13 protein-coding genes are annotated in these 15,019 nt (G+C 71.2%); 6 read left to right on the plus strand and 7 right to left on the minus strand.

The window, feature by feature from the left end; genetic code table 11:
• Positions 1-32 precede the first annotated feature (32 nt).
• The 3 genes from AC1HIL_RS39535 to AC1HIL_RS39545 all read right to left on the minus strand — a co-directional run bounded on the left by AC1HIL_RS39535 (position 33) and on the right by AC1HIL_RS39545 (position 5,284).
• A complete protein-coding gene (locus AC1HIL_RS39535) occupies positions 33-1,628 on the minus strand; it encodes a hypothetical protein (protein WP_479669468.1) in 1,596 nt (531 codons plus the stop codon).
• Between the two features lie 11 nt (positions 1,629-1,639).
• On the minus strand, positions 1,640-4,030 hold the full coding sequence (locus tag AC1HIL_RS39540) for a type VI secretion system Vgr family protein (RefSeq protein ID WP_479669467.1): 2,391 nt from the start codon (positions 4,028-4,030) through the stop codon (positions 1,640-1,642).
• Between the two features lie 279 nt (positions 4,031-4,309).
• The gene (locus AC1HIL_RS39545) at positions 4,310-5,284 is read right to left on the minus strand and encodes a GlxA family transcriptional regulator (RefSeq protein ID WP_479669466.1); all 975 of its coding nucleotides are present in this window, start codon (positions 5,282-5,284) and stop codon (positions 4,310-4,312) included.
• 101 nt (positions 5,285-5,385) lie between these two features.
• Between AC1HIL_RS39545 and AC1HIL_RS39550 the strand changes: the two genes are divergently transcribed.
• Positions 5,386-5,703, plus strand: coding sequence for a DUF3817 domain-containing protein (locus tag AC1HIL_RS39550; protein ID WP_479669465.1), 318 nt, complete (start codon positions 5,386-5,388; stop codon positions 5,701-5,703).
• Positions 5,700-6,125: a CopD family protein gene (locus tag AC1HIL_RS39555; protein WP_413765633.1), complete on the plus strand. Its 426-nt coding sequence runs from the start codon at positions 5,700-5,702 to the stop codon at positions 6,123-6,125. Before AC1HIL_RS39550 ends, AC1HIL_RS39555 begins: the two co-directional genes overlap by 4 nt.
• A 31-nt stretch (positions 6,126-6,156) precedes the next feature.
• Here the strand turns inward: AC1HIL_RS39555 and AC1HIL_RS39560 are convergent, their stop codons facing one another.
• Positions 6,157-6,792 carry a cysteine hydrolase family protein gene (locus AC1HIL_RS39560; protein ID WP_057594126.1) on the minus strand — a complete coding sequence of 212 codons (636 nt, stop codon included), beginning with the start codon at positions 6,790-6,792 and terminating at the stop codon, positions 6,157-6,159.
• 115 nt (positions 6,793-6,907) lie between these two features.
• Here AC1HIL_RS39560 and AC1HIL_RS39565 point away from each other — a divergent pair, with 115 nt between their 5' ends.
• Genes AC1HIL_RS39565 through AC1HIL_RS39575 form a run of 3 tightly spaced genes read left to right on the plus strand, consistent with a single transcriptional unit; the run spans position 6,908 to position 11,223 of the window.
• Positions 6,908-7,840 (plus strand): helix-turn-helix domain-containing protein, encoded by a 933-nt coding sequence (locus tag AC1HIL_RS39565; RefSeq protein WP_479669464.1) that lies wholly within the window; start codon positions 6,908-6,910, stop codon positions 7,838-7,840.
• A gap of 20 nt (positions 7,841-7,860) precedes the next feature.
• Positions 7,861-8,235: an iron chaperone gene (locus AC1HIL_RS39570; RefSeq protein WP_479669463.1), complete on the plus strand. Its 375-nt coding sequence runs from the start codon at positions 7,861-7,863 to the stop codon at positions 8,233-8,235.
• 60 nt (positions 8,236-8,295) lie between these two features.
• Entirely contained in the window at positions 8,296-11,223 is a 2,928-nt protein-coding gene (locus AC1HIL_RS39575; protein ID WP_479669462.1) for a hypothetical protein, read from the plus strand.
• A gap of 185 nt (positions 11,224-11,408) precedes the next feature.
• On the opposite strand, the gene AC1HIL_RS39580 is transcribed toward AC1HIL_RS39575, so the two are convergent.
• Positions 11,409-12,542, minus strand: a complete 1,134-nt coding sequence (locus tag AC1HIL_RS39580) for an ABC transporter substrate-binding protein (RefSeq protein WP_413765629.1) — start codon at positions 12,540-12,542, stop codon at positions 11,409-11,411.
• Between the two features lie 204 nt (positions 12,543-12,746).
• On the opposite strand from AC1HIL_RS39580, the gene AC1HIL_RS39585 reads away from it, so the two are divergent.
• Positions 12,747-13,196, plus strand: a complete 450-nt coding sequence (locus AC1HIL_RS39585) for a hypothetical protein (protein ID WP_143129232.1) — start codon at positions 12,747-12,749, stop codon at positions 13,194-13,196.
• A 21-nt stretch (positions 13,197-13,217) separates the two neighbouring features.
• Here the strand turns inward: AC1HIL_RS39585 and AC1HIL_RS39590 are convergent, their stop codons facing one another.
• Both AC1HIL_RS39590 and AC1HIL_RS39595 read right to left on the minus strand, forming a co-directional pair.
• The gene (locus AC1HIL_RS39590; protein ID WP_479669461.1) at positions 13,218-13,652 is read right to left on the minus strand and encodes a hypothetical protein; all 435 of its coding nucleotides are present in this window, start codon (positions 13,650-13,652) and stop codon (positions 13,218-13,220) included.
• Between the two features lie 92 nt (positions 13,653-13,744).
• On the minus strand, positions 13,745-14,956 hold the full coding sequence (locus tag AC1HIL_RS39595) for an MFS transporter (protein ID WP_479669460.1): 1,212 nt from the start codon (positions 14,954-14,956) through the stop codon (positions 13,745-13,747).
• Between the last annotated feature and the right edge of the window lie 63 nt (positions 14,957-15,019).

Consider the following 15,019-nt stretch of genomic DNA (forward strand, 5'->3'; position numbering starts at 1 on the left):
CTTTCCTTGGGGCGTGAAGGAGCCGGCGCGCCTCAGGCGGCCTCGACGAAGGGTTGCGGATCGGGCAGGCGCGAGAACGCGGGCGGCTCGCGCCATTCGCCGGGCGAAAGGTCCAGCGGATGCTTCACGTGCGGCAGTCCGCTCCAGGCCGGGTCGAGCCACTCGCGGCCCATGGCGACGACGGTGCGAAACACCTCCTCGCCACCCTGCACCAGTTGCTCGCGCTCGCGCAGCTGGCCCTGGAACAGCAGCTCGTAGCGCTGCACCAGTTGCGCTTCGATCGCCGCGATCGCGGCCGGCGGCGGGTGGGGGCCGAGCCGGTGGCCCGCGAGATCGGCCTCGACCAGGGCCGCGCGCGCCTCGCGCTCGTAGGCCGCGGCGCACTGCGCGATGCGCTCGCAGCGTCGGGGATCCTGCATCGCGAGCATGTCCTGCAGCAGCTGCGGCACCGTGCTGTTCGGCCGGTCGGCGTCGGCCATGGCGCGCGCCTCGCGCACGCCGGCCAGCGCCGAGGCCCAGGCCCGGTCGCGTTCGCCGGCGCCGAGCCAGGCCTGGGCCGCGGCGCGCCGGCCCTCGACCGCGAACAGGCTGTTGGGGATGCGGCGGGCCGTTTCGCCCGCCTGCTCGAAGGCCTGGGCCGACTGCTTCATGTCGCCGGCCGCGGCCCATGCGCCGCCCTCGGCCATCCAGCCCTGCATCAGCAGCATCGGGCCCATCGGGTTGCCGGCCTGCGTGGCCTCCGCCGCCGCGGCACGGGCCTGGCGGTAGCGCGCCACCGAGCGCGCGAAGTCGCGCGCCTGCAGCCAGGCGCCGCCCACCATCACGTCGAGCACGGCCCGCTGGTCGGACCAGCCGTTGCGCGTGGCCAGCCGCGCGGCGCGCTCGGCGGTCGCTTCCACGGCGGCCGCGTCGCCGCGACGCAGCAGCATCAGCATGTCGGCATGGAGCTGCCGGAACAGCGCGGCCCCCCCGGCGCCGCCGCCGGCCTGCGCGGCGATCTCGCGCGCGGCTTCCAGGATGTCGAGCGGCGCATCGACCACGCGCACGACGCCCGCGTGCCGCTCCACCAGCGGCTGCCAGGCGCGCGAGTCGCTGTCGTCCACCAGCACCAGCCGTAGCAGCCCGGCATCCTGCGGCGGCACGGGCGCCTGCATGGCCGCGTCGAGCCAGCGCTCGAAGCAGGCGACGTCGCTCACGCCACCCGGTTGCAGCACGACCGACAGCCGCTGGCGGCGCAGGTGGCGCGCCAGCGACAGGCCGGTGTCGACGAAGCCGGCGGCACTGTCGCGGCCGCTCGCGTGTTCCTCTTCCCAGGGGCCGGCCACGCCCTGCTTCGCGAGCTGCGGTCGGTTGTGCGCGACGGTCTCGATCATGGCCTGCCGCAGCTCGCGGCTGTAGCGGTAGCCGGTCTCGTAGGCCGCGTCCAGCCGCAGGAACAGGTCGGGCGTGGCGTAGTCGCTGTCCACCATCTGCAGCGCGAAGAAGGCGTCGAGCATGCGCTGCGAGTCGGGCGGCAGCCGCAGCACGACCGCGCGCAGCGAGGCATCGTCGGTGCGCTCCCACCACAGGTCGTGGAGCCGGGCCATGCGTTTTTCGACCGGGTTGCGCACCGGTGCCGCGGAGGACATCGATGCGGCCCTCAGCAGTTCAGGAAGATCTTGGTGCCGTTCACCGTGACACCCGATTCGTCGAGCATCAGCGTGGCGCTGCCCGCGCGCAGCACGATGCGCCCCGGCGTCACCTCCACCGCCGTGCCGTCGACGTTGAGCACCACGCTGGTTGGGCTCGCATGCGTCATGGCGCCCGAGGCGAAGGTGTCGAGCGTGCCGCCCTCGGCGCTCACGCCCACGCTGCCCGAGGCCACGGCCGAGAAGTCGCCGCCCTGCGCCAGCAGGCCCATGTTGAGGGCGGCCGTTCCGAACAGGTTGGCGGCCGAGCTGGTCAGCGAGACGTCGCCCTGCGCGGTGGCCGAGGCCGGGCCGGCCGGCACGTTGAGCGTCATCGCGTCGTTGTAGGTCGCGGTGTGCGAGCGGGCCGAGACCTGGTAGGCCTGCCCGATGGTGGTGGTCTGGGCCAGCGTGACGTTCCACAGGTCGTTGTCCTGCGCCGTGACGGTGCGGGCCTTGGTGACCGTCAGCGAATCCGTGCCCGTGACCGAGGTGGACTGGTTGCCCGTGACGCTGGCGGTGCGGTGGGCCTTGGCGATGTGCGTCTGGTCGCCCGTGACCGTCAGGGTCTCGGTGCCGGTGACGGCATGGCTGCGGTTCGACTTGACGCTGACCGCCTCGTCGCCGTCCACGGTCTCGGCGCGCTGGCCGTGGATCGTGACCGTCTCGTTGCGGTCGACGGTTCGGGTGCGGTCGTTCTTGACATGGTGGGTCTCGTCGCGCTCGACGGTCTTGCTGCGGTCGCGGCCCACGGTGTGGACCTCGTCGTTCTCGACCTCGAGCAACTGGTCGCGCTCCGCGTGCAGCCACAGCTGCTCCTCGCCGAGCTTGTCCTCGAAGCGCAGCGCGTTCGCGTTCGCGGCGTTGCCGCCCTCGGAGCTGCGCGAGAGCAGGCCGCTCTGCGTGGCGTTGGCGGGCAGGTCCCAGGGCGGCATGTTGTCCGCGTTGTAGACCCGGCCCGTGATCAGCGGGCGGTCGGGGTCGCCGTACTCGAAGTCGACCACCACCTCCTGGCCCACGCGCGGGATCTGCATGCCGCCGAAGTTGCTGCCGGCCCAGGGCGAGGACACGCGCACCCAGCACGAGCTGCTCTCGTCCTTGCTGCAGTAGCGGTTCCAGTGGAAGCTGAGCTTCACGCGCCCGTAATGGTCGGTCCAGATCTCGCGCCCCGCGGGGCCGGTGACCACCGCCGTCTGCGGGCCCGTGGTGCGCGGCTTGATCGCGTCGGGCGTGGGGCGGAAGATGTTGTTCGCCGGCAGCACCTCGAACTCGACCCGGCAGCGGAACTCCTCCTGCCCCGTCGCGTCGCCCGCTTCCTGCAGCGACAGCCGCGTGGCGGTCACGAGATAGTCGGCATTCGCGCTGTCCTGCGGGTGGTCGGTCAGCGTGAAGCGGTAGCCGGCCGCCAGGCCGCGCAGGTTGCCCGCGCCGCTGGCGACCTGGCCGGGCGCGCCGGTCTCCTCCATCCGTGCGCGCGCGATCTGCTCGCCATCGGCCTCGGCCGCGTAGTTGCCAGGCCAGGCGAACACCTCGCGCGCCGCATGCCGGGTGCGGCGCGGCATCGCCTTGGTGCGCAGCAGGTCGGCCTTGGGCCGCGTGAAGTCGAAGTCGCCCGTGACCCACTGGCCGCTCTGCAAGGCTTCGGCGAGCTGGAAGTGGTGGCAGTGTTCCTCGTTGGACGAGGCCTCGGCGGCGCTGAAGGGAATGCGCTCGTAGCCGCCGGCGGGAAAGGGGCCGTGCGCCTGCATGTCGTCGACGATCACCAGCGTGTGGCTGTTGGCCGCGTGCTCGAAGTAGTAGTAGAGGCCCCACTCGTGCAGCAGGCGGCTCGCGAAGTCGTAGTCGGTCTCGCCGTACTGCACCACGAACTCGCGCGGCGGGTAGCTGCCCGTGGCCCGGATCGAGAGCGCGAAGCCGTAGGCGCCGAGCACCTCGCCGACGATGTCGAGCACGTTCCTGTTCTGGAAGATGCGGAAGTCCTGCGTGCGCTGGGCCAGGCTCAGCCACGATTCGATGACCACTTCATGGAGCGCGCGCCGGCCCTCCAGGCGCAGGAAGCGCGCCCGCGTCACGAGCCCCGAGAGATGGCGCTGCTGCTGCGCGCCGCCGGGGCGGCCGTCGAGCAGGATGTGGACGCCGAACTCCTCGCCGATCAGCGGCTTGAGCTTGATGTTCGCGGCCGAGCGCGCATCGATGGTGGACGACTCCGGCGTGGTCAGCGTGAGCGTGTAGCGATAGGGGCGGCTCAGTGCTTCCTCGCCCTCGATCAGGACGGGTTCGAGCGCGGCCATCCCGTCGAGCACGGGCATGGCGTCGGAGGTCGCGGTGATCTTGCGGCCCCGGCTGGAGGCGGGCGTGGGCATGAAACTCCCTGCAACGAAGCGTGAAGGCGAAAAACCGAGCACTGTAGAGAAGCTCGTGTCGATCGGCGGTAATAAGCTGCAACCAAATTGCAATGGCGATACATCCATTCCACTACCTTCGACAACGAATATCAGTCGAAGGTATGAAGCTTGGCGTTCGTCGGTGCAGCAGCGTCGAGCCGATGGGGCAAACGTTTTCTTTTCGGGAAGACTCTACTGCCGTTTTTGCCGCGGGAGCACGCGACTACAAGGATTCGTAGTCGCGCGGCGCCGCGGAGTTCAGGCCCTCGACCTCGCGCCGAAGCTGCGGCGGTATGCGCTCGGACTCACGCCCGCCACGCGCTGGAACTGCGCCCTGAAGTTCGCCGCCGATCCCAGCCCGACCTTGGCGACGATCTGCTCGACGCCCAGGCGCGTGCGTTCCAGCAGCTCCTGCGCGCGGCGCACGCGCGCGCGGATCAGCCATTGCGCGGGCGAGACGCCGAACTGGTCCTGGAAGCGCCGGTTCAAGGTTCGCTGGCTGCTGCAGGCCTGGCGCGCGAGATCGTCGAGCGACAGCGGCCGGTGCAGGTTGCGCTCCACCCATGCGAGCAGCGGCTGCAGGTCGCGGTCGGCGGGCAGGTCGAGCGGCTGGATGAACTGGGCCTGGCCGCCCTCGCGATGCAGCGGCACCACCGACAGCCGCGCCACCCGCGCCGCGACGGCCGCGCCGAAGTCCTTGCGCACCATGTGCAGGCACAGGTCCAGGCCCGCCGCCGCGCCCGCGGAGGTCAGGATCCGGCCGTGGTCGATGTAGAGCACCTTGGCATCGACCTCCACCCGCGGATGGAGCTCGGCGAGCAGCGGCGCCGCGACCCAGTGCGTGGTGGCGCTCAGTCCGTCGAGCAGGCCGGCCTGCGCCAGCACGAAGGCGCCCGAGCAGATGGAGGCGATGCGCGCGCCGCGTGCCGAGGCCGCGCGCAGTGCCTGCAGCACGGCGCGGCCGATCGGTGCCGCGGGATCGGCGATGCCGGGCACGACGATGGTCTGCGCCTCATCGAGCACCGAGAGCCCGTGCCGGACCGTGAGCGTGAAGCTGCCGTTGTCGAAGGACTTCCGTTCGCCGCAGACCGCGATGCGGTAGCAGGGCTGGCCGGGCCCGAGCTCCGCATGGCCGAAGACCTCGCAGGCGCTCGCGAGATCGAAGGCGATGAGGCCGGGCAGGGCGAGCACCGCGAGCCGGTGCGGCGTGTTGGTCGGGGCACGGGGTGTCATGGCGGCGGATTCTTCCATGGTTGGCGGAAAACAGTCGAAGCTTGTCAATCCGGCCACTTTCGCTTCGGGCCATGCACCGGGAGACTATGGAGGTTCCCGCCATGGAGTTGCTCTTGCCGTCCCGAGCCCTGCGCCTTTCCCGTCTCCGGCTTTTCTGCCTGCTCGAAGCCGCCACGCTGCTGGTCCTGCTGCTGGTCGCGGTGCCGATGAAACACCTCGCCGGCCTGCCATGGGCCGTGAGCCTCATGGGGCCGCTGCATGGCCTCGTCTTCCTGGGCTTCTGCTGGAAGGTCGCGAACGCGGCGACGCTCGAGGACGTCTCCGCGCGCATGGGCTTCAAGCTCGTGCTCTTCGCCTGCCTGCCGGGCGGTGGCTTCTACAGCTGGAAGCTGCTCGATCGCGCGCCGGCTTCTCCATGATCTACCTGTGGCTCAAGGCCCTGCACCTGGCCGCGGTGCTCGCCTGGACCGGCGGCCTGCTGCTGCTCGGCGTGGCGATCGCCGCGCTCGGCCGTTCGGGCGGCGTGCTGCTGCCGCACGAGAAGCGCATGGGGCAGGCCTTCCTGCGCTGGGACCGCCGCGTCACCGTGCCGGCGATGGTGGCGGCGTGGGGCCTGGGGATCGCGCTCGCGAGCCTGGGCGGCTGGTTCGGCGCGGGCTGGCTTTACGCGAAGCTGGTGCTGGTGTTCGCGCTGTCGGGGCTGCACGGCGTGCTGTCGGCCTGCCTCCGAAGGCAGCTCGAAGGCACGAACGTCCGCGAGCGCGCGTGGATCCGGATCGGTCCGGCGTTGTGCATCGCCGCGTTCGGCGCCATCGCGCTGCTCGTCGTGCTCAAGCCCTGAGATCCAGTCCGGCTCGGTCCGTCGCGCCTGCTCAGCGATCGATCCGCGCGACGAACTCCTCGCTCGTCATCACATGCGCGGTCGAGAAGGCCAGGATGGTCAGCGTGGCCTCGTGCACCGCCTCGGCCGGCATCGCGCCCTGGCCCACGTCGGGGTAGTCGAAGGTGCCGGTCGCATCCGACAGGAAGGCCACCTTGTAGTTGCGGAACATCGCGTCGCGCGCCGTCGCATGGCAGCAGTTCTCGGTGGTGGTGCCGGTGATCGCCACGGTGTCGATGCCCCATTCGCGCAGGATCAGGTCGAGGTCGGTCGCGAAGAAGCCGCTGTAGCGGTGCTTCTTGACCACGTGCTCGCCCGCGGCCGGCGCGAGCGCCGCGAAGATCTCGCTGCCGGGTGTCTCGTCGACCAGCGCGCTGCGGTCGGCGATCGGGCCGTAGAGGTCGTCGTACAGGCCCATGTCGCAGCCGTCGCGCCGGTGCACGTGCGCGGTGTAGATCACGCGGATGCCGCGCTCGCGGCAGGTGGCCAGGGTGCGCGCCAAGGTCGGCACCATGGCCGCGGCCTGGGCCGAGCGCAGCTGGGCGCCCTCGGCGACGAAGTCGTTCTGCATGTCGACGACGATGACGGCGGTGGTCGCCGGATTGATGCGATCGATCTGATAAGGCATATTGGCCCCTCGGTGGTTGAGTCGGATGGTGGCGGGTGCGGCGATCTTGGGTCGCGCCGGCCGTCCGCGCTGGCCCCGGCTTGCCAAGCTTTGTTCTCCACCTGCCATCCGTTCCATGAAAACCCTGGTCGAACCCGGCGACAGCTTCGAGAAGTGGCACCAGGTCACGTGCCGCAGCTACTCGGTCACGCAGTGCGCGAACGCGCCGGGCGGCGCGGCGTTTCGCGCCAGGGTGTCGCAGCGCGGGCTGGGCGCGCTCGCGCTCAACGAGATCGAATCGAAGCTGCCCGGCGCGGCGACGATCCGCGTCACGCGCGGCGCCACCGACATCCGGCGCGATCCGCGCGACGACTTCTTTCTCTGGTTCGCGCTCGGCGGCAACACGCGCTTCAGCCAGGACGAGCGGCGCGTGAGCATGCGCCCAGGCGACATGGTGCTGCACGACCAGTCGCGCCCCTTCAGTCTCGAGTTCGGCGAGTGGTCGCATGCGGTCATGGTCGCGATCCCGCGCGCGCTGCTGACCAGCCGCATCGGCGCGGCCGACGAGTTCGTGGCCCGGCCGGTCGGCCGCGACGCCAAGCTGGCCGCGCTCGCGGGGTCGGTGCTGCAGCAGCTGATGGCGCTGCACGACGATGCGCCACCGGCGCTCGCGCAGGCCGCGATGGACATCTGGTCGACGGCGCTCGAGGCGGAGCTCGCGCCCTCGCAGGTCGAGGCCGGCGCGCGCGACGGGCGCCTGGCGGCCGTGAAGCGCTACCTCCGTGCCCGGCTCGGCGACCCGACGCTCGACGGCGAGACCATCGCGCGCGACTGCCACCTGTCGCTGCGCACGCTGATGCGGCTGTTCGCCGCCGAGGGCACCACGCCCGGCCGTTGGCTCTGGCAGCAGCGGCTCGAGGCCAGCTACCGCGCGCTCGCCGAAGGGCGCGTGCGACAGGTGTCGCAGGCCGCGCTCGAGTTCGGCTTCACCGACCTCAGCCATTTCAGCCGTGCCTTCAAGGCGAGGTTCGGCCGCTCGCCGAAGGACGTGCAGGGCAGGGGCGGATGAACGCGAAGGAGATGAACGAGATGGCCACCAAGGCGCCCGCCACGATCGACGACTACATCGCCGCCGCCCCGCCCGAGGCCCATGCGCACCTGCGGCGCCTGCGCGCGCTGCTGCGGCGCGTGGCACCCGAGGCCCAGGAGGCCATCAAGTGGGGCACGCCCTTTTTCATCGAGCCGCGCTTCCTGTTCGCCTTCTCGGCGCACAAGGCCCACCTGGGCTTCGCGCCCTCGGCCGCGGCGCTCGAGGCGTTCCGCAAGGAGCTGGCGGGGCACCAGACCACCAAGGAACTGCTCAAGGTGCGCTATGACGAGCCGCTGCCCGAGGACTTGATCCGCCGCATCGCCGAGCACCGGCTGCGCGTGGTGAAGGCACGCGAGGACGATTCGTTCTGGTGAACTGCAAGCCTGCCGGCCGGCGGCGAGAATGAAGCGCAGAGCCCCAGCCAGGACACGAGATTGCACGACATCGATCGCCCGGACCCTTCGCCTCGCTTCGCCAACCTTGCCACCGCCGCATCGGCCCTCGCGGAGGCCGAAGCGCTTGTCGCGCGGCTGCTGCCGCTGAGCACGCCCGCCGACAGTGCCTCGCCCGACCTGCAGGAGCACCTGGCCTCGGCCTGGTTCCGGCAGGTCGAGGCACTGGGTGCGCTCGGGCGCACGGCCGAGGTGGTGGCGGTGGCCGATGCGCTGTGCGCGCATTTCGAGCCCGGTGCGCGCGATGTGCTGGCGCCGGTGTTCGCGCCGGTCGCGGCCTGGCCGTGGATCGCGCGTGCGCAATGCGAGAAGGCTCGCGCGCTGGCTGCGACCGGCCACGCCGAGGCCGCGCTGGGCCTGCTGCGGGAGGTGCAGCGCCGCTTCGAGCAGGCGCAGTCGCCGGCGCTGCGCGAATGGATCGTCGCGGCGGGGCTCGAAGAGGCGAGGCTGCGCGCCGCCGGCGGCGCGACCTTCGCGCGGGTCGACATGGTGCGGCATTGCGAGGACCTGGCGCGGCGCTTCGGCGGCGACGACTGGCCCGCGACGCGCGTGCTCGTGGCCCGCGTGCGCGCCGTGCAGGCCCGGATGCTGGCGGAGCTCGACTACCACGACGAGGCGCTGAAGAAATACGCGGCCCTGCATGAGGACCTGCAAGCCGCCACGGAACCCGCGCTGAAGGCACGAGCCGCCGACGCGCAGCATGCCCATGCACGCCTGCTCGAGACGCTGGGCCGCAACGAGGAAGCCCGTACGCTGCTGCACACCCTGATCGCCGCGCACGCCGATGCCGCCGAGCCCGAGCGGCGCCAGACCCTCGCACTGGCGCGCACCGACCTCGCGCTCGCCTTGCAGCGCGACCTGCTGCGCGGCGCGCAGGACGAGGACCTCGAGGAGCGCCTGCTCGCGGCCTGCGATGCCGTGCTGGACCCGCATGCGGACAGCGACGATGCCACCGTGTTGCGCTGCGTGAACCGCATCCTGCGCGTCAAGGCACAGCTGCTGCGCGACCGCGATGCCGAGCCCGACGATGAGGACCGCGCCGACGAACTGGCCGAATGGCAATGGTCGCGCTATGCCGGGCATCCCGATGCGCAGGTCCGCAAGGAGCTGCTGCTCGCGATGCTCGACCAGCTGGTGCCGCTCGACGACCCGGCACGCGAGCTGGCCGGCTACCGCCGCCTGCTCGATCGCTTCGGCGACGACCGCAGCGCGCTGCTGCAGCCGCAGCTGGCGCGCACGCGGCTGCTCGAGGCCTGGGCCCTGCGCGCGCTCGACCGCGGCGACGAGGCGCTGTCGGCGCTCTCGGAACTCGATGCGCTGCATGCCGAGTCCGCCGATGCCTACACGCGCCTGCAATGCGTGCACGGCCGCATCGAGCGCGCGAGGATTCTCTGGGCCCGCGGCGATGTCGAGGCCGCGCTGCGCGCGCTCGAAGGCTGGACCGAGGCCCGTGGCGCGGAGGACACGGCGCTGCGCCGCGCCATCGCGCGCGCCATGGACCTGCGCTGCGACATCCTGCAGGCCCAGGCGCCCGCCGCGCATCCGCGCCCGGACGGCAAGGACGAGGAGGGTCGCGCGATCGAGGTCGCCGTGATCGAGGTCGAGGAGCGCTATGCCGCGGCGGTCGCCGCGCTCGTCGCGCGCTTCGCGAAGGATTCGGCCGAGGACCTGCGCACGATCGCGGTGAAGGCGCAGTACGCGCTCGCGGCCCACTGGCGCGGCCGCCTGCAGTTCCAGCGCGCGGTCGACGCCTATGCGGCGCTGCTGCAGGCCTTCGCGGCCGACACCTGCGCCGAGGTCGAGGGCGTGGTCGCGAGCGCCTACCTCAACCAGGCCTATGCGCTGATGATGCTGCTGGGCCGCGAGGCCGACGCCCTGCCGGTCTACGACGCGCTGCTCGCGCGCTTCCCGAATGCCACCGGCGCATCGATGCGCGACACGCTGGCCAAGGCCGCGGCGAGTCGGCTGACCTGCCTCAACCGGCTGCAGCGCCAGGGCGCGGCGGTGAGCTATGGCGACCAGTACGAGGACCTGACGCTGGCGCAGCGCGACGAGATCGACGCCACCATCGAGCGCGGGCGCGTGCTGGCCGTGGAGGGCAAGCACCGCGAGGCCATCGCCTGCTACGACGAGGTGCTGCAGGCCCATGTCGAATCGCTGCATCCCGAGCTGCGGCGCCATTGCCTCGACGCGATGGTGCGCAAGGGCTACAGCCTGGGCTGCCTGTCGCAGCGCGAGGCCGCGCTGGCGGTCAACGACGAGGTCATCGCGCGCTATGGCAACGAACTCTCGACCTCGGCCGAGAAGGACGTCGCGCTCGCGATGTCGAACCGAGCGGTGCAGCTCGACAAGCTCGGCCGCCGCGCCGAGGAGCTGCAGACCTACGACGCGATCATCGTGCGCTGGGCCCGCTCCGACGTCGCCTACCTGCGCGAGCGCGTGGCCAATGCGCGCTTCTGCAAGGCGATCACCATCGCCGACACCGACCTGGATGCCGCGCTGGCGCTCTATGGCCATGTGATCGACACCTGCCTGCAGGCGCCCGAGGTCGCGCTGCGCACCTATGCCGCGAAGTCCAGCGTCAACCGCGGCGTGCGCCTGCGCAAGGCCGGCCGCTACGAGGAGGCCGTGGCCTGCTGCGAGGCGCTGGTGGAGGCCTGCGGCGAAGAGGCCGACAAGGGCATCGCGGCCCAGGTCGTGAAGGCGCGCATCGGGCTCGCGCGCAGCTATGGCCACGTGGGGCAGGTGGAGCGGCAGGTCGAGACGCTGGAACTGCTGCTGGCCTTGCCCGCCGGAAAGATCGACGAGGGCTTGCGCGCCGAGCTGCGCGTGGAGTATCAGCAGCTGCGGCCGTCGCCGCTGGTCAAGGCGGCACGGGCGCTGGGCGCGTTGTTCGGCCCGAAGAAATGAACCACCATCGTTCGGGCTCCTGAGATGAAGCACGAACAGCCGGACGCAGAGGACGCGAAGGTTTCGCGAAGAGCGCGAAAGAGAAATTCAGAATTTTTCTTGCATTCCTTTTGCGTCCTTCGCGGAACCTTCGCGTCCTCTGCGTCCGGAAGTCCGCTCCCGTCTTCGGACGCATCGCCGTTTCGCTACTGCCGGATCTTGCCCGCGTTGCTGAGGATCGTGAGCTCCACGAAGCGCGTGCCGTTGCCGCCGGCATTGGGGCCGAGGTCGACCACGTAGCCACCGAAGTCGAAGTTCACCAGCGAGGCCAGCGCCGCCGCCATGCCTTCGCGCGTGGGCGTGCGTCCCTGCCGGCGCACGGCCTCGGCGATCACGCGGCCCGTGATGTAGCCCTCGAACATCGAGTAGCTGACCGGCACCTCCAGCGTCTGCCCGGCCGTGGCCTCGATGAACTCGCGCGTCAGCTTGCTCGAGATGCGGAACGGGCTCGGCGTGACCTGCGCGATCACGATGCCCTGCATGTGCTGTTCCGACAGCCGCTGCGAGAGCTGCTCCACGTCGACGCCCGAATGCGCGACCAATTGCGCCGTGCCCTTGGGCGCCATGCGGTAGCGTTCGATGAAGGCCGCGGCGGCGCCGGTGCTGGTCAGCATCACGATGGCCTGCGGCGGCTCCTTGAGGAAGGCCTCGGCGGCGTCGCCCACCTTGGTGGTGCCCGCCGGGTACGAGGCCCGCACCACGATGCGCGACGACGAGGCCGCGGCCAGCTCGTCCATCAGCTTGAGCAGTTCGCCGGACGCGGGCACGTCCTCGTAGAAGACGCCGAGCCGGTTGATGCCGATGGTGGCGAGGTGGCGCGTGATCTTGGTCAGCTCCTCGCGCAGGTCGGCATGCATGTTGAACAGCAGCGGCGGCGGCGCGCGCAGCTCCGACGAGCGATAGCCCACCAGCGCGAGCTTCTCCTTCTCGAGCGTGCCCGAGGCCACGAGCGCCGCGATGTTGCGCGTGCCGAAGTAGCCCGCGAGCACCATCGGCCGGCTCTCCGCGACCAGGGCCCTGGTCAGCGCCACGGTCTGCTCGGGCTGGCCCAGGTCGTCCTTGCGCACCAGGCCCAGCGTGTGGCCGTTGATGCCGCCGGCCTTGTTGATCGCGTCGAAGCTCAGCTTGAGGCCGACCCCGAAGGCCCGTCCCTGCCGCGCCTCTAGCCCCGACATCGGGGCCACCTGCCCGACCACCACCTGCACCGCCGCAGCCGGCAGCACCGCAGCCGCCATCGTGGCGGCCGCGAGCAGCGGACGCCAGAACGCCATCGAATTCATCTGTCTCTCTCCGTCTCCGGGCGGTGAACGCCCCTTCTTGCACGGGCCGGATCTTGGTGTCCGGGCGGGGCGGAGGATAACGGAAAACGGTGAATCTGCGCGCGGGCCGTGGTGCGCCATCCCGGCGATATGATCTCGCGCGCTCGCAAGCGCATCGATGCAACTGTGTTGCTCGATCCATTCAATCACCAGGAGGGAGACAGGATGATGAAGACGCTCGTGTTGGCGGCCACGGCCGCATTGCTCGCCGGTTGTGGCACGACCTCCGGCAGGCTCGGCCCGTTGCCCGAGGTCCCGGATGCTTCGGTCGCCGCCAAGGTGGTGGTGGTCCGCATCAGCAGCATCGTCGGCGCGGCCAATGGCTACACGGTGGCGATGGATGGCAAGGACATCTTCGGCATCGGCTCCGGAGAGCACGCCGAATTCCAGGTGTCGCCCGGCGAGCACTACCTGGGGGTGAAATGCTTCGGCGGCTTCACGCCGACGTGGAAGGAGGACTCGCTGAAGTTCGACGCCGCGAAGGCATCGTCGAACTACTTCGTCGTCAGCCCCAGCATGACTTGCGCGGCGGTCAGGGGAGCCGACGAGGCGGAAGCGAAGAAGCTGCTGTCCGGCAGCAAGGCCGTCAATCTCGCGAATCCCGCCGGCCGATAGAGCGCCCGGGGGCGCGGCGAATCAATCGCTGTCGTCCTCGCGCGCCGCCATCCGCCCCGCTTCGCGGTCGAGGGCCTCGTACTGCCCGTCGCAGAACAGCTCGCACAGCCGATCGAGCTCGCCGCGGTCGCGGGTCTCGAACACCGCCACGTCCTGCTCGAGCTTGCCCTTGCCGAAGAAACCCTTGCGCGGGCGCATCGCCACCGACTGCAGCTGGTACTCGCCGCGCCGGTCGGTGCCGTCGCCCAGCAGCGTGACCCACAGTTCGCGCTGGTCGGCCTCGTGACGCAGCACCAGCGCGGGCAGCGGGCCATCCTGCTGTTCGTTCCATTCGCTGTGCTGCTGCTCCCAAGGATGGGCATCGATCGCGGCCATGAAACCGAGGAGGGTGGTCTCGCCCTGCGGGTGGGTCTGCTGGAAGTCGTCGCCGACCTTCTGGATTGCGTAGCTCAGCATGCGGTGGGAGCGCGCGGTGCGCCCGGGTGATGTCGATGACCGAGTGTGCCCAGCCGCGCGGCAAGGGCGTGTCGGTCGCCGCCCCGTCTTCCTCAGCCCGCGGCTGGGCGGGACAGCGGCCGCGGCGCGCGCGCCGCGCGGTGCTCCTGCAGCAGGGTCAGCATCACGGTCAGCCCCATGAAGACCACCGCGGCCCAGAAGATGCCGCTGAAATGCCCGCGGTCGAGCAGCCAGCCGAACAGCATCGGGCCGACCGCGCCGCCGATGTTGAAGCCCGTGGAGACGATGCCGAAGGCACGGCCCTCGGCGCCGGGCGGTGCGGCGGCGCGCACCAGCATGTCGCGCGAGGGCGTGATCACGCCGGTCAGGAAGCCGGTGGCACCCAGGCACAGCACGAGCGCGAGATCGGGCAGCCGGCCCCAGGCGGCGAGCGCCGCGAGCACGGCCGCGCCCGCGAACGCGACGGCCGCCACCAGGCCATGGCGGCGCGTGCGGTCGGCCAGCGCGCCGCCGGCCAGCACGCCGAAGGCGCTGGCGAACAGGAAGGCCGTGACCGCCGCATTGGCCCAGGTGAGGTTCACGCCGTAGCCGCCGACCAGCGCCGACACCGAGAAGCTGCCGATCGAGTTGGTGCTGAGGCTCAGCAGCACGTAGAGCAACGTGAGCGTGAGGATCGCGGGCGTGAGGATGCGCACGCCAGCCCCATTACCGCCAGCGGTCTTCGGCTTGCTCGCGGGTCGCGCGGCGAGCGCCGGCTTCTCGCCCGCGAACAGGAAGGCCCAGGCCAGCAGCCCCGCGAGGCCGGTGGCGGCGAAGGCCCAGCGCACCCCCAGCGTGCTGGCGATGCCCATCAGCAGGGCCGGCGCGATGGCACCACCGACGAAGCCCGCGAAGGTGTGGACCGAGAAGGCCTTGCCCATGCGCGCGCCGTCGATGCCGGCCGAGAGCATCGCGTAGTCGGCCGGGTGGTAGACGCCGTTGGCGATGCCCGCCAGCGCCATCGCGACGAGCAGCCAGGCGTAGTGGCCCGAGAACGCGAGCGAGCCGAAGGCCGCGCTGCCCAGCAGCAGGCCGGCCATCAGCAGGCGCCGCGCGCCGAAGCGGTCGACCGCGAAGCCCAGCGGCGCCTGCACCAGCGCCGACACCACGTTGAACACGCTGAGCGCGAGGCCGAGCTCGACGAAGCTCAGGCCCCACGCGCCGGGCAACACCGGCAGCAGCGCGGGCAGCGCCATGATGTGCAGGTGGCTGACGAGGTGGGCGGCGGAGACCTGCGCGAGCAGGCCGGTCTTGGGAAGGGGCATGGCCGGGGGCGTCGAAAGGACGGCGCATTGTGCGGCAAGCCCGGCGTCCGCGCTTGCCACCCC

It is taken from the genome of Variovorax sp. ISS6, assembly GCF_056523145.1.